The sequence below is a fragment of the Paraburkholderia sp. BR10872 genome, from assembly GCF_040965835.1.
GTDB lineage: Bacteria > Pseudomonadota > Gammaproteobacteria > Burkholderiales > Burkholderiaceae > Paraburkholderia > Paraburkholderia nodosa_A.
The window spans coordinates 52,188-69,343 of the sequence record NZ_JBFRCN010000021.1 but is presented as its reverse complement, the minus strand read 5'-3'; the positions used below and the strand labels follow the sequence as shown (position 1 = coordinate 69,343).

General features: G+C 64.6%; 16 protein-coding genes. 7 read left to right on the top strand and 9 right to left on the bottom strand.

Annotation, left to right across the window (positions count from 1 at the left end; translation table 11 throughout):
- Window positions 1-202: 202 nt before the first annotated feature.
- Window positions 203-1,630 carry an MFS transporter gene (locus tag AB4Y43_RS18165; protein WP_368728444.1) on the top strand — a complete coding sequence of 476 codons (1,428 nt, stop codon included), beginning with the start codon at window positions 203-205 and terminating at the stop codon, window positions 1,628-1,630.
- 42 nt (window positions 1,631-1,672) lie between these two features.
- Here the strand turns inward: AB4Y43_RS18165 and AB4Y43_RS18160 are convergent, their stop codons facing one another.
- Window positions 1,673-2,695: a VTT domain-containing protein gene (locus tag AB4Y43_RS18160; RefSeq protein WP_069267461.1), complete on the bottom strand. Its 1,023-nt coding sequence runs from the start codon at window positions 2,693-2,695 to the stop codon at window positions 1,673-1,675.
- Between the two features lie 229 nt (window positions 2,696-2,924).
- On the opposite strand from AB4Y43_RS18160, the gene AB4Y43_RS18155 reads away from it, so the two are divergent.
- From AB4Y43_RS18155 to AB4Y43_RS18145, 3 genes are all read left to right on the top strand, one after another.
- Entirely contained in the window at window positions 2,925-3,743 is an 819-nt protein-coding gene (locus AB4Y43_RS18155; RefSeq protein WP_368728443.1) for a helix-turn-helix transcriptional regulator, read from the top strand.
- 175 nt (window positions 3,744-3,918) lie between these two features.
- Complete coding sequence (locus AB4Y43_RS18150) at window positions 3,919-5,622, top strand: FAD-dependent oxidoreductase (RefSeq protein WP_368728442.1); 1,704 nt, start codon at window positions 3,919-3,921, stop codon at window positions 5,620-5,622.
- A gap of 34 nt (window positions 5,623-5,656) precedes the next feature.
- Window positions 5,657-5,848, top strand: a complete 192-nt coding sequence (locus AB4Y43_RS18145) for a hypothetical protein (RefSeq protein WP_069267458.1) — start codon at window positions 5,657-5,659, stop codon at window positions 5,846-5,848.
- 18 nt (window positions 5,849-5,866) lie between these two features.
- Here the strand turns inward: AB4Y43_RS18145 and AB4Y43_RS18140 are convergent, their stop codons facing one another.
- The 7 genes from AB4Y43_RS18140 to AB4Y43_RS18110 form a co-directional block, all read right to left on the bottom strand.
- Window positions 5,867-6,409, bottom strand: a complete 543-nt coding sequence (locus AB4Y43_RS18140) for a LuxR C-terminal-related transcriptional regulator (RefSeq protein WP_368728441.1) — start codon at window positions 6,407-6,409, stop codon at window positions 5,867-5,869.
- Window positions 6,410-6,758: 349 nt separating this feature from the next.
- Entirely contained in the window at window positions 6,759-8,489 is a 1,731-nt protein-coding gene (ggt, locus tag AB4Y43_RS18135) for a gamma-glutamyltransferase (RefSeq protein ID WP_368728440.1), read from the bottom strand.
- 135 nt (window positions 8,490-8,624) lie between these two features.
- The gene (locus tag AB4Y43_RS18130; RefSeq protein WP_069267456.1) at window positions 8,625-10,028 is read right to left on the bottom strand and encodes an MFS transporter; all 1,404 of its coding nucleotides are present in this window, start codon (window positions 10,026-10,028) and stop codon (window positions 8,625-8,627) included.
- A gap of 230 nt (window positions 10,029-10,258) precedes the next feature.
- Window positions 10,259-11,038: an NTP transferase domain-containing protein gene (locus tag AB4Y43_RS18125; RefSeq protein ID WP_368728439.1), complete on the bottom strand. Its 780-nt coding sequence runs from the start codon at window positions 11,036-11,038 to the stop codon at window positions 10,259-10,261.
- A gap of 27 nt (window positions 11,039-11,065) precedes the next feature.
- Window positions 11,066-12,076, bottom strand: a complete 1,011-nt coding sequence (locus tag AB4Y43_RS18120; protein WP_368728438.1) for a flippase-like domain-containing protein — start codon at window positions 12,074-12,076, stop codon at window positions 11,066-11,068.
- On the bottom strand, window positions 12,073-12,882 hold the full coding sequence (locus tag AB4Y43_RS18115) for a 2OG-Fe(II) oxygenase (RefSeq protein ID WP_368728437.1): 810 nt from the start codon (window positions 12,880-12,882) through the stop codon (window positions 12,073-12,075). Before AB4Y43_RS18115 ends, AB4Y43_RS18120 begins: the two co-directional genes overlap by 4 nt.
- The gene (locus AB4Y43_RS18110; RefSeq protein ID WP_368728472.1) at window positions 12,879-13,580 is read right to left on the bottom strand and encodes a CDP-alcohol phosphatidyltransferase family protein; all 702 of its coding nucleotides are present in this window, start codon (window positions 13,578-13,580) and stop codon (window positions 12,879-12,881) included. Before AB4Y43_RS18110 ends, AB4Y43_RS18115 begins: the two co-directional genes overlap by 4 nt.
- Before the next feature lie 212 nt (window positions 13,581-13,792).
- On the opposite strand from AB4Y43_RS18110, the gene AB4Y43_RS18105 reads away from it, so the two are divergent.
- Window positions 13,793-14,227 (top strand): hypothetical protein, encoded by a 435-nt coding sequence (locus AB4Y43_RS18105; protein WP_069267452.1) that lies wholly within the window; start codon window positions 13,793-13,795, stop codon window positions 14,225-14,227.
- 18 nt (window positions 14,228-14,245) lie between these two features.
- On the opposite strand, the gene AB4Y43_RS18100 is transcribed toward AB4Y43_RS18105, so the two are convergent.
- Window positions 14,246-14,767, bottom strand: a complete 522-nt coding sequence (locus AB4Y43_RS18100; protein ID WP_069267451.1) for a hypothetical protein — start codon at window positions 14,765-14,767, stop codon at window positions 14,246-14,248.
- A gap of 672 nt (window positions 14,768-15,439) precedes the next feature.
- Here AB4Y43_RS18100 and AB4Y43_RS18095 point away from each other — a divergent pair.
- Both AB4Y43_RS18095 and AB4Y43_RS18090 read left to right on the top strand, forming a co-directional pair.
- Window positions 15,440-16,603: a porin gene (locus tag AB4Y43_RS18095; protein WP_069267450.1), complete on the top strand. Its 1,164-nt coding sequence runs from the start codon at window positions 15,440-15,442 to the stop codon at window positions 16,601-16,603.
- Window positions 16,604-16,899: 296 nt separating this feature from the next.
- Complete coding sequence (locus AB4Y43_RS18090) at window positions 16,900-17,154, top strand: sugar ABC transporter ATPase (protein ID WP_368728436.1); 255 nt, start codon at window positions 16,900-16,902, stop codon at window positions 17,152-17,154.
- The last annotated feature ends 2 nt before the right edge of the window (window positions 17,155-17,156 follow it).

Sequence of the window (17,156 nt, the reverse complement as noted above, 5' to 3'; positions counted from 1 at the left end):
GGTCACACGGCGAACGGCTCGCCGCGCCGCGGACCGCCGCGCGGCTGTACAGATGCTTTTGCCTGATGGAAACTGTCGCCTTTCGCCGCGGGCTTTGTGCTTCACTATCCGGTCCGCAACGTACCGATCGGCAATATCTCCGCTGGCCGCCCATGCTCCGTACCAAGATCGCATTGATTCTCCGCTGCTGCGTGGAGGCGCAATGACCGCTCCCGCACAACGTTCCGCCGGCGTCGGCTGGCTGCCGTACCTCGTCGCCGCCACGTTCTTCATGGAGTACCTCGACACGACCGTGATCGCCACGGCGCTGCCGCAGATGGCGCGCTCGTTCGGCATCGGCCCGAACAGCCTGAGTCTTGGCGTGACCGCCTACATGCTCGCGCTCGCCATCTTCATTCCGGCCAGCGGCTGGGTGGCGGACCGCTGCGGCGCGCGCACCGTGTTCTTCAGCGCCGTGGTCACGTTCACGGTGGCGTCCGTGCTGTGCGGGATCTCGCAGAACGTCGACGAGTTCGTGGCAGCGCGCATTCTGCAAGGCATTGGCGGCGCGATGATGGTGCCGGTCGGGCGCATGATCGTCGTGCGCAGCACCGAGAAAAGCAAGCTCATGCAGGCGATCTCGACGATCACCTGGCCCGCTATCGCCGCGCCCGTGGTGGGACCGCCCATCGGCGGCTTCATCACGACCTACGCGTCCTGGCGCTGGATCTTTTTGCTGAACGTGCCGTTCGGCATCGCCGTGCTCGCGGCCATCGCCGCCATCGTGCCGAACCTGCGCGGCGAACAGCGCCGGCCGCTCGACGTTGCGGGGCTCGTGCTGAGCGGCGCCGCGCTGACCGCCATCCTTTACGGCGCGGAACTCGCGAGCCAGGTCGGCCAGAATCCGTGGCGCGCAATGGCGCTCGTGGCGGCAGGCGTCGCGATCGGGGTCGTCGCGTTCGTGCATGCGAAACGTCATCCGCACCCGCTCGTTGACGTTTCCACACTGAAGGTTCCGACCTTTTCCGTCACGATCGTGACCGGCTCGATCACGCGTATCGGCATCGGCGCGGCGCCGTATCTGATGCCGCTGATGTTCCAGATCGGCTTCGGTCTTTCCGCGTTCAAGTCCGGCCTGCTGCTGCTCGCGAGCGCGCTCGGCAATCTCGGCATGAAGGCGCTCACGACGCGCATTCTCGAACGCTGGGGCTTCCGGCTCGTTTCCGTCGTCGACGTCAGCGTTGCCGGTGTCTCGTTGATTGCGTGCGGGCTGCTCACGCCCGGCACGCCGCTCGTTATCGTGTTGATCGTCGTGTTCGTCTACGGCATGGCGCGCTCGATGCAGTTTTCCACCCTCGCCACGTTGGCCTACGCCGACGTCGCGCAGCCGCAAATGAGCGCGGCCAGCACGCTCTGGAGCGCCGCGGCGCAGATGACGATCGGCCTTGGCATTGCGTTCGGCGCGCTCGCGCTGCGCGTGGCCGCGAACCTGAACGGCGAAACCACGGGCCATGTGTTCACGCTCGACGACTTCCGGCTCGCCTTCCTCGCGGCCGGCGTGCTCACGCTGATTTCGGTGTGGGGTTATGCGCAGATGGCGCGCGATGCGGGACAGAACGTGGGCGGCGGCTCGCGCAGGCAGCGCGCGTAGGTCCCGCCGCGCGCCTGACAACGCGCGGCGGCAGGACCACCGTTATTTGGAAAGACTTGCCCGCACGGTGTATTCGGCTTCCTCGCCCGCTTCGAGCTCATCGGCATGGGCATGGGCCGCGTGGAACTCGTTGGACAGCGGCTCGACCGGATAACCGTGGCGCTCCCACGCGTCGAGCCCGCCCTTGAGCGCGCGCGCGTGATAGATGTGCTTGTTGCGCAACTGATCGACGATGCGCTTGGCCGTCGCCTCGTTCGGGCACACGCAGTACACGACGATCGGACGCCCGATCAGCTCGGGCGAGAGTTCTTCGCTCGATTCGAGATTCAGCGGCCGCGCGCCGGGAATGCGGTAAGCCTCCTTCTGACGCACGGCTTGCGGACGCGCGTCGAGCACGATGGGCGGTGCACTCGACTTCATCATCTCGTCGAGCTGATCGGGCGAAATGCGGTGCGTCGCCAGCCAGTGGCGGAACTGCATGCGCCGCAGCCAGCGCCAGGCGAGGAACAGCACGCCCGCCACGGCGAGCACGTCGAAAATCGTCATGCCGTTCGCGCGCACGAACGCCGCGAATCGCACGATTTCCGCATGCAGCGCCGCGCCGCCGAGCAGCCAGGTGCCCGCCCACAACGCCGCGCCGACCGTGTCCCACAGCAGGAAGACGTGAACCGCCACCGTCGTCGTGCCGAGCAGCGGCGCGGAAATCAGGCCGAGCCCCGGAACGAACTTCGCCACCGCGAGAATGGGCGCGCCGTAGCGCTCGAATACGTTGCGCGCGATGCGGATCGTCGTGTCCAGCGACAGCGAAAAACGCACGAGCCCATTGAGCAGACGCCGCCCGCGCTTGCGGCCTGCGGCGAACCACAGCGAATCCGCGAGCAGCGTCGCGATCACGGCCGCCGCCAGCAGGCTCCCGTAGGACGTCTCGCCGCTCGCCGCCATCGTGCCCGCGAGAATCAACACCGGCGCGGCCGGGACGGGCACGCCCAGTTGCGTGACGAGTACGCTGAGAAAGACCGCTCCGGCGCCGAAATCGGGTGGAATCGCGGTGGGGAGCGTCAACATTTCGAGATAACCTGCGCGCAGGGATATTCAGGTAAGGAAACGTGGCGCGCATACCGCGCCGGCCGAGGGTGGAGATTACCCCAACGTGCCATTCCTTGCTCTCGTTGACGCAGGCTTCGCGGCGGCATCGGGCGGGCGATCCGGCCCCGCTGCCGGCGCTTTCGCGGCGATGCGAAACGGTGCTAATCTCGTAAAAGTTGCTTTTTCCAGCCGTTTTCCGTCAAGACACATGCGTTACTGGCATCTCGATCGACCGAGGCAGGCAGGTCAGTTAGACCTCTCGCGCGTCACCAGCCTCGTTTCGGCCATCGGCCGCGACGACGCCAACGCACTCGCCGCCGAAGTGCTGAACATGCTCGGCCCGGCGACGTCGGTCACGCAGTGCACCGTGTTCGCCTACGAATTCGGCAACCGGCCGCGCACGGTTTCCGTGGCCGATCATCGCGGCGGGCGCTTTTTGCGCGACGTCGCCGACACCTACGCGCGCCTCTTCTACGCGCTCGACGGCAATCAGCAGATCGTTTCCGGCGCCTCGGCCGACAAGCCCGGCTCGTCGCTCGTGCTGCACTGGCAAAGCAGCGCGGACATCGCGCACGATGGTTATCGCACCGCGTGTTACGCCACGCCCAACGTATCCGACCGGCTCTCGCTGCTGCTGCAGCCCGCCGCCGACATCTGGCTCTCCGTGAACCTGTACCGCGAAAGCGACGCCGGCAATTTTCAGCCGGGCGAAGTGGAACTGGTCGAATCGCTCGCGCCGCTGATCGGCGAGTCGGCCCGGCATCACTACACGATTCGCGGCCAGAGCCAGCTCGGCATTCCTCAGATGATGCTCGCGCGCCTGCGCGGGCTCTGCCCCACGCTCTCCAAACGCGAACTCGACGCCCTGCGCGGGGTGCTCGAAGGGCGTAGCGCGGTTGAAATTGCCGAGTGCATGGGCGTGAAGCCCAGCAGTGTGGTGACGTATCAGAAACGCGCGTATCAGCGGCTGGGCATTTCGAGCCAGCGGCAGCTGTTTGCGCTTTGTCTCGCGACGGATCACGGTTAAACACCGCCGCAAGCGCGCGCACAAAACCACTGCGCAAAATATCCCCCCGTAAGCCCCCTGTACCCAAATTGAGGACAGCGGGCCGCGCCTCGCGCTCCATACTGCCTTCATCGCCAGCGCCCCGCTCGGGGCATGCCGGCAAGCACAAGACTTACGTATCGGAGACGCAATCCCCATGAGCGCCGGATTCAAACCCTATCCGTTCGAGGCCAGGCAGTACGCCGCCCGCCTGCCCGAACTCGAAGGCGGCCGTGAAGCGCAACGCCACGCCGTGACGATCGTCGGCGGCGGTCCAGTGGGCCTCGCCATCGCGCTCGGCCTCGCGAAGCACGGCGTGCGCTCGGTGCTGATCGAAGCCGACGCATCGATCTGCTACGGCAGCCGCGCGATCTGCATCTCGCGCCGCAGCCTCGAAATCATCGAGCGCCTCGGCGCGCTCGACGGCTTTCTCGCCAAAGGTCTGCCGTGGACCGGTGGGCGCAGCTTCTATCGCAACGACGAAGTGCTGCACTTCACGATGCCGCAGGACGAAAACCAGAAGCTTCCGCCGATGGTCAACCTCGCGCAGTACCACATCGAGCAGTTCCTGCTCGACGCAGCGGAGCGGCACGCCGATCTCATCGACATTCGCTGGTGCACGAAGGTGACGGCCCTGCACGAAGACGCGCATGGCGCCATGCTCTCGCTCTCCACGCCCGCAGGCGATTACACCGCGCAGACCGACTGGCTCGTCGCCGCCGACGGCGGCCGCAGCACGGTGCGCGAGTCGCTCGGCCTGAAGCTTCAGGGCACGAGCTATGAGGGCCGCTATGTGATCGTCGACATCCTGCTCGACAGCGCGCGGCCGACGGAACGGCTCGCGTATTTCGACCCGGCGTCGAATCCCGGCTCGACCGTGCTCGTCCACAAGCAGCCCGACAACGTCTGGCGCATCGACTATCAGCTGCGCGACGGCGAGGACGCCGACGAAGCGATCAAGCCCGAAAACGTCATGCCGCGCGTGCAGAGCCTGCTCGACATGATGGGCGAGAAGGCATCGTGGTCGCCGGTCTGGATCACGATCTACAAGGCCAATGCGCTCACGCTCGAGCGCTATCGCCACGGCCGCGTGCTGTTCGCGGGCGACGCGGCGCATCTCGTGCCGATCTTCGGCGTACGCGGCGCGAACTCCGGCATCGACGACGCCGACAACCTGGCGTGGAAACTCGCGTATGTCGTGAAGGGGCTCGGGAGCGACGCGTTACTCGACAGCTACTCCGATGAGCGCGTCTACGCCGCGCACGAAAACCTGAGCTATGGCACGAAGAGCACAGAATTCATGGCGCCGCCGTCGTTCGCCTTCGACCTGATGCGCACCGCCGTGCTGAGCCTCGCGCGCGAGCACGCCGCCGTGCGCTCGCTGATCAATCCGCGCCAGACTTCGGCCATCGCCTACGCGGCCTCGCCGCTCAACGCGGCCTCCGACGCATTCGCGAGCGGTCCGGTGCCGGGCACGGTGCTGCCCGAATGCCCGCTCACGATCGTCGATCAGGCTGGCGTGCGTGAAGGGAACATGACCGACTTGATCGCGCCATGCTTTACGGCGTTCTACTTCAGCCAGGATGGCGCGACGCCCGCCCCGATCGCCGCGCTCGAAACGACGCTGGCCGCCCGCGCGCTGCCGTTCGCGCTGGTGCCGCTCGCACAGCGCCAGCCCGACGACGCATCACGCCGCAGCGGCTGGGACCGAACGGGACGCCTGTTCCCGATGTACGGCGCCAAGCCCGGCACGCTCTACCTCGTGCGCCCGGACGGCCACGTGCTCGGCCGCTGGCACGGCGAAGCCGGCACAGTCGCCACGCAGGCGCTCGCCGCCCTTGACCATGCGCTGTGCGCCTGAGCGCTGGCGGAATCAAGTACAGATGGAGAAAGCCATGACCGACAGCGAACTCGACACCGTCTACACGCAGCTGTGCAAGACCATGACCAATCTGGGCGAAGTCAACGGCCCGCTCTTTCTTGCGCGCTTCGCGCTGCTCGCGATCGAGCGGATCGGCAACGCGCAAACCTGCCTCGGGTTGATCGACGCCGCAGGCAAGAACGTTTCGGCAGCCGTGCCGGAATAAGCGGAAGCGCGGCACGCCTCAGCGCTGCGTCGACTGCACGAGTCGCGCGAGGCGCGAGCGGTTGCTGACGCCGAGTTTCTGAAACGAACGATCGAGATGGGTGCGCACGGTCGTATAGGAAATGCCTAGCCGCTCGGCGATCTCCTTGTCGAGCAGCCCTTCCACCACGAGCGCGACCACGTCGCGCTCGCGCCGCGTCAAGCGGTTGATCGCTTCGTTATCCGCAGTGGATGGGTCGGCTGGCGGCGGCTGAACGTGGCCCGTCTGCGCGCGCGAGCGCGCCAGCGCGGCGATGAAAGCCGGGCGCACCAGATCGAACAGCGCCAGCTCCCGATCGGAAAGATGCTCGCGCCGCTTGCCGCGCCCGATGCGCAGATGATCGAGATACTCTTCGCCCGACCAGACGAACAGGTCCGCGCCCGCATGCAGGCCGTCGGCGCGCAGCAGTTCGAGCAGGCGCCGCCCCACTTCGAGACGCAAGGCACCCTCGGGCAAGATAAGGTCGGCCAGCAGCTTGAAGACGTCGGCGATCAACGCGAGTTCGCGGCTCGTCAGGTCCATGCTCGGGTGCGATGAGAAGTGGGCGCGCGCCCCGCTTGCGCGGCGACGCAAACATCAGAGCTTAATGTTCTCGCCTGACGTATTCAATATGCAGTGCGACTGTGAAGCGTGAAGCGTGCATGCCGAAAAGAAAATGGGGCGGCAAATGCCGCCCCAAGAAAAACACACGCCGGCAAAGGGCTGTCTTCCGCCGGAGGTTGCATAGTACGCGATGAATTACGGAGCGGCATCCCCAGATTTGAGGACAAACGCTCACGTCATGCAAACTTTTGCCGCCTCGTGCCAGCTTGCCGATGCGAAATGGTTTGCTTTCATGCGCAGCGCATCGTTTCGCATCGGCGTCGCGGTTTTACTGGATCAGACGCGAGACGCCACGGCCGCGCGGATCGGAAACCGCGTCGGGCGTATCGCCGTTGATACGGATCGCCTGGATGTCGCCGTTGAAGTCCTGCGCCTTCAGCACGTAGCCCTTCGCCTCGACCTGCCTGGCGAGTTCGCCGTCGATCGGCGCATACGGCTCCCAGAAAATCGTGTTGGGCGGCAGCAACTGGTGGTGGAAGCGCATCGCCGCCACCGCGTCCTTCAACGGCATGTCGAAGTCGTAGTTGTTGTTGATGACCTGGAACACCGACGTGAAGATGCGCGAGCCACCCGGCGTACCGATCACGAGCGCCACCTTGCCGTCCTTCGTGAGGATGGTCGGCGTCATCGACGAAAGCGGACGCTTCTTCGGCGCAATCGCGTTCGCGTCGCTGCCCACCACGCCGAACATGTTAGGCACGCCGGGCTTGGACGCGAAATCGTCCATCTCGTCGTTGAGCACGATGCCGGCGCCCGGCACGACCACGCCCGAACCGAAGTAGCCATTGACCGTGTACGTGTTCGAAACGGCGTTGCCCCACTTGTCGACCACCGAGAAGTGCGTCGTCTCCGCCTTCTCAGGCATCGAGGTGCCGAGGCCCGGTTGTACGCTCTTGGTGTCGGATGGCTTGTCGGGGTCGACTTCGGCAGCGCGCTTCGCGAGGTACGCGTCGTCGGTGAGCTGCGCGACCGGCACCTTGTAGAAGTCGGGGTCACCGAGATATTGCGCGCGATCCGCGAACACGCGCTTCTCGATCTCCGCGATCAGATGGATGTACTGCGGCGAATTGAGCTGCACGTCCTTGAATTGCGGCGCCAGCATCGACTTCATCTTGAGCAGCTGCACGAGGCCCACGCCACCCGAGCTCGGGGGCGGCGCAGTGATGATCTCGTAGCCGTTCCACTTCGCCTCCACGGGCTGGCGCCACACTGCCTTGTACTCCTGCAGGTCGCGCTTCGTGATGAGGCCGTGACCCTTCATCGAAGCGGCGATCAGATCCGCGGTCTTGCCGTCATAGAAGTCCTTCGCGCCCTGGTTCGCAATGCGCGTGAGCACATTGGCGAGATCGGGCTGCTTGAACGTGACGCCCTCCTTCAGGTTGCCGAAGTAGTCGTCGAAATTGGTCTTGCCGGCGAAGTCCTTTTCCGCGGCCTCACGGCGCTTCGCGAGCTGCTCGTCCACGACGAAGCCGTCGCGCGCATATTTGATCGCCGGCGCGAGCACCTGCTTCCATTGCAGCCTGCCGAAGCGCTTTTGCGCCTCCCACATGCCCTCGACCGTCCCCGGCACGCCCACGGCGTCGTAGCCGTAAAGGCTCTTGCCCGGGATCACGTTGCCGTTGTCGTCGAGGTACATCGTGCGCGTGGCGGCGAGCGGCGCGCGCTCGCGATAGTCGAGGAAGTACGGCTTGCCGTTCACGTAGAGCGTCATGAACCCGCCGCCGCCGATGTTGCCGGCTTCGGGGTACGTCACGGCGAGCGAGAAGGCGATGGCGACCGCCGCGTCGACGGCGTTACCACCCTCCTTGAGGATCTGCTCGGCGGCGTCGGCCGCGTACTTGTCGGCAACGGCCACGGCGGATGCATTGAGGACCGCAGGGCGTTGCTGCGTATCCTTCGCAAAGGCCGGCGTGGCTTCGAGGAAGCCCGTGGACAAGGCGGATAGCGAAAGCAGTGCGAGAGCGGCAGCGGAAATTTTCGTTTTTTCAACCAGCTTCATCGAGTTCACCCCATGATTCGGTTTGTTGGCCTACCAGAAACCTGCCTTGGCCTTATAGCACGCCAGGAAAACGATTGCGATCCGGCGATCCGCTGATTCCGCTGCCGTGCAAGACGGCGTCCGTTCTGGACTGGATCAGGCCTCGCCGCGCCGGCCGCGCGCAATTTCGTCGCCCGCATTCGCGGGCAAACGCATCGTCACCGGAATGGACGCTGCCGAAAAGAGCCCGACCACGAGAAACGCGGGCCAGAAATCGGACCAGACAATGGCCGAATGCCCTTGCACCCGGTGCGAGATCTGCAGCACGAGGCCCGCGATCGTCACGCCGAGGCCGAGCGACACCTGCTGGATCACGCTTGCCACGCTCGTGGCGCGGCCGATGTCGCGCGTCGGAATATCGGCGTAGGCGAGCGAATTGAGGCCGGTGAATTGCAGCGAAGGAAAGATCCCGCCCGCGAGCACGATGACCCAGATGAGCCACACGGGCATGCCCGGCGAAAACGAGCCGCATATCGCGATGGCCGTGCCCGCGAGGACCGCGTTGACCATCAGCGTGCGGCGAAAGCCAAAGCGCCCGAGCACGCGCGAGACGATCGCCTTCATGAAGATCGAGCCGAACGCCGAAGCGCAAGTGATGGCGCCTGAAGCGAACGCCGTCATGCCGAGCCCTTCCTGCAGCGTGAGCGGTAACAAAAATGGCACGGCGCCGAGGCCGATGCGAAACAGCGACCCGCCCGCCACGCTCGCATTGAAGGTGGGGATGCGCAGAAATTTCAGATCGAGCACGGGTCGCTCGACACGTTGCGCATACAACCAATAGGTCACCAGCAGCAACGCGCCGATCACGCACATCGTCACCGCGGTGCCGGTGGCGACGATCTCGCCGCCCACGAGCGAGAGGCCGAGCATGAACAGCGACGCCCCACCCGCGGAGAGCACGAAGCCGACCCAGTCGAGCCGCCCAGGATGCTCCTCGTGCATGTTCTCGATATGCCGGTTCGCGAGCCAGATGCCGAGCACGCCAATCGGAATGTTGATGAAGAAAATCAGCCGCCAGTGCAGATACGTGGTGATGAACCCGCCGAGCGGCGGCCCGACGACCGGGCCGAGCAGCGCGGGCACCGTGAGATAGTTGACCGCGCGAATGAAGTCCGATTTGGGCAGCGAGCGGAAAATGATGATCCGGCCCACCGGCACCATCATCGCGCCGCCGATACCCTGCACGAAGCGGGCGGCCACGAACATCTCGAGCGAGCGCGAAGCCGCGCACAACAGCGACCCTGCCATGAAGATGCCGATGGCAGTGCGAAACACATTGCGCGAGCCGAAGCGATCGGCCACCCAGCCGCAGATCGGGATGAACACGCCAAGGCCGATCACGTAGCTCGTGACGGCCAGCTTGAGTGTGATGGGGTCCTGGCCGAGATCGCGGGCCAGTGCGGGGAGCGCGGTGACGATGACCGTCCCGTCCACGTTCTCCATGAACATCGAGCACGCGACAATGAGCGGAACGATGAATGTGCCGAGGGCTAATGGCATGGGCAGGAACGACGATCAGCGTGGCTGATGGCGTAAAGCTGCCATTATGGCCCTTGTTGCGGAAAACGGGAACCCGGCAACAGATGAAGCGGCGCCCTTTGCGTGTGCGCCACGCAGCAAACGCGCGCGCAAAAAATAAAAGCCGCGAAGCCCGCCTCCGCCTTCATGCGGAGACAGACCTCGCGGCCTGATTCAAGCAATCTGCGTGAGGCAATCCACGCAGATGCGCTCTAGATAGCGGCCTGCTTCACGCGGCTCACCACGGGACGCAGTTGCGGCAGCACCTGCTGCGCGGCGCGCGTGACGTCGTTGGGAAAGTCGATCTCGATCCACGGCGCGCCGGTGACGTCCGCGGTTTCGAACTCGCTGCCGCGTTCGAGCAGCAGGTCGCGCAGCGCTTCTTCGTGCGGCAGGTTCGCGCGGCCCGTATCGACATAGCCTTCGACGATCTGCGCAAAGCGGCGCGCCGTCGCTTCGTTCAGGCGGAAGAATCCCACCGACTCGCCGATCGTGTCGTATTTCAGACCGACCGCCAGCTGCTTGCGCAGTTCGACGGGCGCGCCGTCGCGCAGACACAGCTTCACGGGCTCGTCGCCGGCTTCGAAGTCGCGGTCGATCAAGAGACGGTTGGCAGGCGCCTCGCCCGCCACGAGCGGTGCGAACACGCGCTCGTCGTAGAGCACGTCGGCGTCCATGAGCAGCACATCGCCGCCGCGCGTAAGCGCCTCTGCCGAGCGATGTACCGTGAGCACGCTCCCCAGGTCGAAGCGCGGATTCATCACGACCTCGACCTTGTGCGGCCAGCCGATGCGCTTGAGTTCGGCCTCGACCAGCTCAGGCTGGAAACCGAGCGCGAGCACGACTTCCGTGACACCCGCCTCTTCCAGGAATTGCAGATGGCGTTCGAGCAGCGTCACGCCCTCGAACTGCAGCAGACATTTCGGAAACTGTTCTCCAGCGGGTTGCTGAAGGCGCAGGCCGAGGCCTGCCGCGAGAATGATGGCGCGCATGCGCAAACGTTCCTTGGAAGAAAAAGGTCAATCGGCGACTTCGACAGCGGGGACGCGCAAGGCGCGTCGGCGTTGCCAGCTACGTTCGCTGAAATGCAGATACAGAAGGCCCGGCAAGCCGAGCAGGATTTCTCGCGCGCGCTTGGCAAGCGAGAGCGCGAGCGCCGCCTCGGGCGGCAGGCCGACGAGCGGCGCGAGCAGCAGATAACCGCCCTCTTGCACGCCCAGCGAGCCAGGAATGGCGAAGGCCGCACCGCGAATCGCCTGGCCGATGCTCTCGAGCAGCAGCGCATCGATCCAGCCTGTGGGATGGCCGAGAAAGCGCAGCGCGAGCCACACTTCCACCGTGCCCACGAGCCAGCCCGCGAGGCTCAGCGCGAAGCTGGCCGCCACGCGGCCGCGCCGGGCATAAAGCGACTTCACGGCTTCGTCGATCGCGTCGGCGCGCGTGGCAAGCGCCGACCAGTCGCGCTGGCCGAACACTTTCGATGCCAGACGCAGCAGGCGGCCGAACAGACCGCGACGCTGCGCGACATAAAACAGCGCGATCAGGCCGCCGAGCACGGCGGTCGCGATCAGCGCGGCGACGCCGAGGTCGCGCGGCGCGCCATTCGCGGCGTAGGCCGAAAAAAGCACGATGCCGAATACGGCGAAGACGATCTGCGCGACGGCTTGCAGCGTCGTGCTCACGGTGATGGCCGCAGCCGCATTGCGCATCGACATGCCGCGTTGACCGAGCTGGCGCACCATCGCCACGGGGCCGCCGATCTGGCCCGCGGGCAACAGGCTGTTCACCGATTCGCCGGTCCACCGCGCGAGCAATGCATCGCGCTGATCGACGCGCTCGTCCCGGCCGAAGAGCACGGCGATCGCACCCGCGTCGAGTGCGAGCGGCACGACGTGGAACGCCGCGACGAGGACGAGGCCCCAGCCCGCGGCCGCAAGTGCGCCCGTGACCGAGCCGAGCCCCTGCCAGGCGAGCAGCGCAATGAAGAGCGCCGTGCCGATCGACAGCAGCAGGATGGCAGCACGGCTCACGCCTTGCCTCCGAATGCCTTGCGGAACACCTGGCGGAAACCGAAGTACGCAATCGCGTCCTTCATGTTCGAAATGAAACGCCGCCACGGGCGCATATTCGGGTTCGTCACGTATTCGAGCGTGAGCGAAACGCGCACTTCGCCTTCGAGACTCGGCGTGACGCGATGGCGAAGCTTGTCGCCGTCGAACACGATGAGCGCGCCCGGCGGGTATTGCACCGAACCCGGCTCATCCGCCTTGTTCGGGTCTTTCGTGTGCAGTTCGTAGTCGAGCTTGCACGACGACTCGTCGATTACCCCGAGCAGCACCGTATAGCGGCGGCCGTCGTAATAGGACGTGTCGCAATGCCAGCCGATGTGATCGCCGGCGCGCGTGTAGTAATAGAGAGCGTAAGCGTGCGGGTCGTCTTCGGGCGAAAGCTGCAGGCGGTCGCCCGTGATCTTTTCGAGCCACGCGATGAGCTGCGGCGAGCGGTAAAGCTCGGCGATGTACGGCGCGAGGCGGTCGATGGTGTGACGGCTCACGCTTCCGCCCGCCTTGTGGCCCGGCAGATAGTTGCGGTTGACTTCGGGAAGCAGCGCGTTGGCCGCGTCGATCAACTGTTGCGTGGCGTCGGCGGGCAGAAAATCGGCGAGATACAGGAACGAGCCCTGGCTCTGATAGTCCTCGCGCAGGCGCGCGGTGTTCAGCGGTTGCAGCGCGCGGCCGATCGCGCCGTCCGGCTCGCCAGCCGCCGCGCGTGAGGCGCGGGCTGGCGCGGGGGCGCGCGGCGCTACGACCTGTTCTTGTTCTGCTTGCAGGCTCATCTGCTGCTCCACACCTGGCGGGTTTCCTTGGCGGGGCGCAGGCGGCGCGTCACGCGCACATAGTCGAGCACCACCCAGATGGCGAACAACGGCGCCCCGATCGAAGCCGCGATAATGAACGGCGACACGACGCCCGTCAGCGTGACAAGGGGTAGCAGATACAGCACGTCTTCGGTCTCGAAGCCGCCGGCGAACGCCTGTTGGGTGCCCGCCTTGCCGGCTATTTCCTCGATGCGCATGCGCAGGAAAAAGATCACGGCGACCGCGACGCCCGCGATGCCGCCCAGCACGGCCGGCGGCACATGCCATTCGGCGCCGGTGTGGGCGGCCACGACGCCGAGGCCGTAGCCCATGCCGAGGAACAGCAGGACGGTGACGAGCGCGTCCGCCGCGAGATCGTAGAAATGCCCGATGCGGCTGGTTTTACCGCCGATACGCGCCAGTTCGCCGTCGGTATGATCGACGAAATTCGACAGTACGATCAGAAACGCGCCAATATTGACGTGCAGAAAGTCTCCGCGCGCCAGAAAAAACCCGCCGGCAACGCCAATCAGGAGTCGCAGCGTGGTCAGATGATTCGGGGTAACGCGCGTGGGTACAAGCGGAGTGACAAGCCAGCGCGCCGCGCGAGCGTCCCACGTGCGCGGCGGCGGCACCGCTTTCGGAGCCATTTTTACAGGTTTGTCTTTTTCGGTCATAACCGCGCAATATATACGCCTTCCAGAAATCTTGCAGGTATTCCGACGATCGTCCCACTTTTTGCTTGTGGTTCTGTAAGGCAAAGCGCTAGATCGGCTCCCGCGGCGCCGCAAGCGAAGTTGCCCGAACACGCGTAGAGTGCAACCCTTCGCGCCAGCCCGGACGTTTTGCGTCCAACGGCTCCGGCGCACGCACTTTCGCCATTCACGTAATGAAACGCTTTACCTTTGCCGCCCTTTTTCTCGCTGTCCTGACGCTTCTCGCCGGCAACGCCCGCGCCGCCGCCATCGACGATTCGCTGACCTGCAGCGAGTCCGCACACGACTTCATCTCCGGGCTGATCACGCAAAACCTGATCGATCCGAAGCCCATGAAGGTCGAAAGCAATTCGATCAACGCATTCTGGCCCGCGCGCGGCCAGCACATGACCGCCTATGGCTTCAGCGTGTTCGCCATCGTGGGTTTCCAGAAGGACGACCCGCTCTTCAAGACCGGCGACGGCACACCCATCGCCCCTTCCGCCTACGGCGCCGTCGTGGTCGGCACCCAGACGAGGGTGCAGGCGGCCCTCACGGCGGCAGGCAATAACGCCATCGTCCACCATGCCGGACCGCTGTTAACAGCGATCTTCTGCAAGCAGGAGTAAGCGGGCAGGCTTTGAGCGTTATTCGATACGCCCGAAACCGCCTTCGGCCCAGGCCTCGGCGCGGGCTTTCGTGAGCTTGAAGTTCGGCGCGACGCGCGCCTGAGCGAGTTGCTCGCCGAACGCGTCGATCGCGCTGATGAGCCCGTAGGGCTCGTACTCGTCGGGAACGATGTCGAGCGTCACGTCCACATCGCCTTCGGCGGTCTGCACGCTCACGCGCTTGTGCAGCAGTGCGCGCAATTGCTGCTCGTGCCGGCGCAGCACCTCCGAAGCGGTCTTCACGAGCGTGTTGAACGCCGACGTGTCGAGCGGCTTGGGATTCTTCTTGTCACGGCCCATGGTCCACGGGCCGACGAGTGCAGGCTCAGGCTCGCCGTCCTTGATCATTTCGACGGCCCAGCCGTCGTCGTCCTCATTCTTGATCACGCGCGCGGTCCAGCCGTCCTTGCGCCACAGGCGCGCCTCCTGGATCACCTCGGCTTCAGCGGCGAGGTCATCGGCGGGGAAATCGGAATCGGTTGCGGGTGAGGAATCGGTCATGGCGGGGTTTTCATCGGGTTCTGCGGGGGACTTGCCCGTCGCGGGGCAAGGGCAAGATTCTACCCGGATCGCGTCGCGCGTCGGGCGCCGCGTCTTTCTATCCAGCCGGTTCGGATTATCGCGCCACCAAAGCAGAATATCGACTGGTGATTTTAATCATTGCGTTTTCCGCAACGCATCATTCCGCCTTGCGCATTAATTTAAAATAATTTCCTGCGGGCAAAAAAAACGCGGCCCGAGAGCCGCGTAAAAACAGATGAAAAAAGACCACCCTTGGTCGAGGGCTGAAGCCATTGTACCGCCGCGCAATGCGTGGGTTCAGCCCATGATCTGGAACAGTACCTTTCACCAAACGACAAGAATCGCGCTTGAAAAAGCGTTGAATTCGCGTTAGGCCAGCTCCTGCGCGGGTTTGTCGCATCGTCGCGGATGCACAACGGATTATCCAGATCGACCATTTTGTCGCACCCGATAATCCAATAGAAAAAGTCTTTATATGCAATCACTTACGGCGATTAATGCCGATCGCGAAATGAGATGAATGCATTGTTGCGTCGATTTGCGTAAATACGCCGAATACCGGGCTTACACTTCGTTGCGAATCATCCGGGCACGAAATCGATTTTCAGAATATTCGGCCTGAGATTCCCCAAGTTCTGACCGGAGAAAAACATGAAAAAAGCACTCATTGCTGCAGGCGTCCTCAGTGCATTTGCCATCAGCGCCCATGCGCAAAGCAGCGTCACCCTTTACGGCTCGCTCGACGCCGGCATCGTCTACGCGAACAACGTCGGCGGCCACAGCCTGTGGGCTCAGGGCAGCGGCGCTCTCTCGAACAACTACTTCGGCTTTCGCGGCGCCGAAGACCTGGGCGGCGGCCTGAAGGCGATCTTCACCCTCGAAAGCGGCTTCAACCTCAACAACGGCGGCTACAAGAACGGCGACAGCGGCTTTAACCGCCAGGCCTACGTCGGCTTGAAGAGCGACAAGTTCGGCACGCTCACGCTCGGGCGGCAGTACGACTCGATGGTCGACTACCTCTCGCCGCTCTCGGAAGCCGGCGCGGGCTACGGCAACAATCTCGCGGGCCACCCGTTCGACAACGACAACCTCGCCCAAAGCTATTCGATCAAGAACTCGGTCAAGTACGCCAGCGCAAACTACGCGGGCCTCCAGTTCGGCGGCCTGTACGGCTTCAGCAACGACGCGAACGGCTTCGCGAATGGCCGCGCGTGGAGCGTGGGCGCATCGTACGGCAACGGCCCGCTGAACTTCGCGGCCGCCTACTCGCAACAAAACAACTCCGGCGGCCTCGGCGCCGCGAACAGCGCGGCCTCGGCCGACCAGAACATCTCGGCGCGGCTGCAGCGCTCGTTTGGCGCGGGCGTGAACTACACCTACGGCCCGGCACAAGTTGGCTTCGTGTGGACACACTCGCAGATCGACGGCATGCAGAGTCTCTCGAGTGGCGGCAGCGCGCCGCTGCCGGGCCTCTCAGGCCTCAACCTGCACGTCGACAACTATGAAATCAACGGCGCCTACCATCTGACGCCCGCCCTCGCGTTCGTCGGCTCCTACACGTTCACCGACGGCACGGTCACCGGCAACGGCAGCAACAACAGCCCGAAGTGGCACACCGTGGTGCTCGGCACCGACTACTCGTTGAGCAAGCGCACGGACGTCTACCTCGCTGGCGTCTACCAGCACGCTTCGGGCTCGCTCGGCTATAACGCCGACGGCTCGGGCATCGCAAACGTCGCTGCGATCAATACGCTCTCGCCTTCTTCAACGAACAACCAGGTGGCCGCGACAGTCGGTCTGCGTCACCGCTTCTGATCGCTCGCGGTTGGGCAAACCCGGCGCGACCCGCCACGCTGCCTGTCCTTTGCGAAACGCACATGCGCCACAAGCGCATGTGCGTTTTTTCTTGTGAACTGTTGCATCTTTTTACGTCTGCGTGGGCCTTGATTCAGATCAGGGTGCGTATACTCATTGGCAGAATCCGCTGCTTCGATATTGTCACGCCGCCTATGAAAACGCTCACGCAACGACTTCTCGCCGCGACTCCGCTCGCACTCATCGCCGCTTGTGGCTCGACACCGCCGTCCGGCACTGCTTCGAATGGCGAACCGATGATCTACGCTTCGTCGGCGCGTTCGGCGTCGTGGGTCGCGAGCTGCCTCGAAGACCGCTTGCCGCACGTGCACAGTTCGCGCGACGGCAATACGACGGAACTGAGCGTAGGCTCGCGCTCGGACGCGTCGTACTTCGTCACGCTCACGCCGAATGGCCACGGCTCGGTCATTCGCGTGACGCACGGCGCTTCCGCGTCGAACGATCCGCCTGAAGAAGAACTGCGCTTCGACGTGGCGCGCTGCACGACCTGACG

Coding starts and splice junctions, on each gene's coding strand:
- AB4Y43_RS18165 (WP_368728444.1), top strand. CDS start 203: ATGACCGCTCCCGCACAACGTTCCGCCGGCGTCGGCTGGCTGCCGTAC.
- AB4Y43_RS18160 (WP_069267461.1), bottom strand. CDS start 2,695: ATGTTGACGCTCCCCACCGCGATTCCACCCGATTTCGGCGCCGGAGCG.
- AB4Y43_RS18155 (WP_368728443.1), top strand. CDS start 2,925: ATGCGTTACTGGCATCTCGATCGACCGAGGCAGGCAGGTCAGTTAGAC.
- AB4Y43_RS18150 (WP_368728442.1), top strand. CDS start 3,919: ATGAGCGCCGGATTCAAACCCTATCCGTTCGAGGCCAGGCAGTACGCC.
- AB4Y43_RS18145 (WP_069267458.1), top strand. CDS start 5,657: ATGACCGACAGCGAACTCGACACCGTCTACACGCAGCTGTGCAAGACC.
- AB4Y43_RS18140 (WP_368728441.1), bottom strand. CDS start 6,409: ATGGACCTGACGAGCCGCGAACTCGCGTTGATCGCCGACGTCTTCAAG.
- ggt (WP_368728440.1), bottom strand. CDS start 8,489: ATGAAGCTGGTTGAAAAAACGAAAATTTCCGCTGCCGCTCTCGCACTG.
- AB4Y43_RS18130 (WP_069267456.1), bottom strand. CDS start 10,028: ATGCCATTAGCCCTCGGCACATTCATCGTTCCGCTCATTGTCGCGTGC.
- AB4Y43_RS18125 (WP_368728439.1), bottom strand. CDS start 11,038: ATGCGCGCCATCATTCTCGCGGCAGGCCTCGGCCTGCGCCTTCAGCAA.
- AB4Y43_RS18115 (WP_368728437.1), bottom strand. CDS start 12,882: ATGAGCCTGCAAGCAGAACAAGAACAGGTCGTAGCGCCGCGCGCCCCC.
- AB4Y43_RS18110 (WP_368728472.1), bottom strand. CDS start 13,580: ATGACCGAAAAAGACAAACCTGTAAAAATGGCTCCGAAAGCGGTGCCG.
- AB4Y43_RS18105 (WP_069267452.1), top strand. CDS start 13,793: ATGAAACGCTTTACCTTTGCCGCCCTTTTTCTCGCTGTCCTGACGCTT.
- AB4Y43_RS18100 (WP_069267451.1), bottom strand. CDS start 14,767: ATGACCGATTCCTCACCCGCAACCGATTCCGATTTCCCCGCCGATGAC.
- AB4Y43_RS18095 (WP_069267450.1), top strand. CDS start 15,440: ATGAAAAAAGCACTCATTGCTGCAGGCGTCCTCAGTGCATTTGCCATC.
- AB4Y43_RS18090 (WP_368728436.1), top strand. CDS start 16,900: ATGATCTACGCTTCGTCGGCGCGTTCGGCGTCGTGGGTCGCGAGCTGC.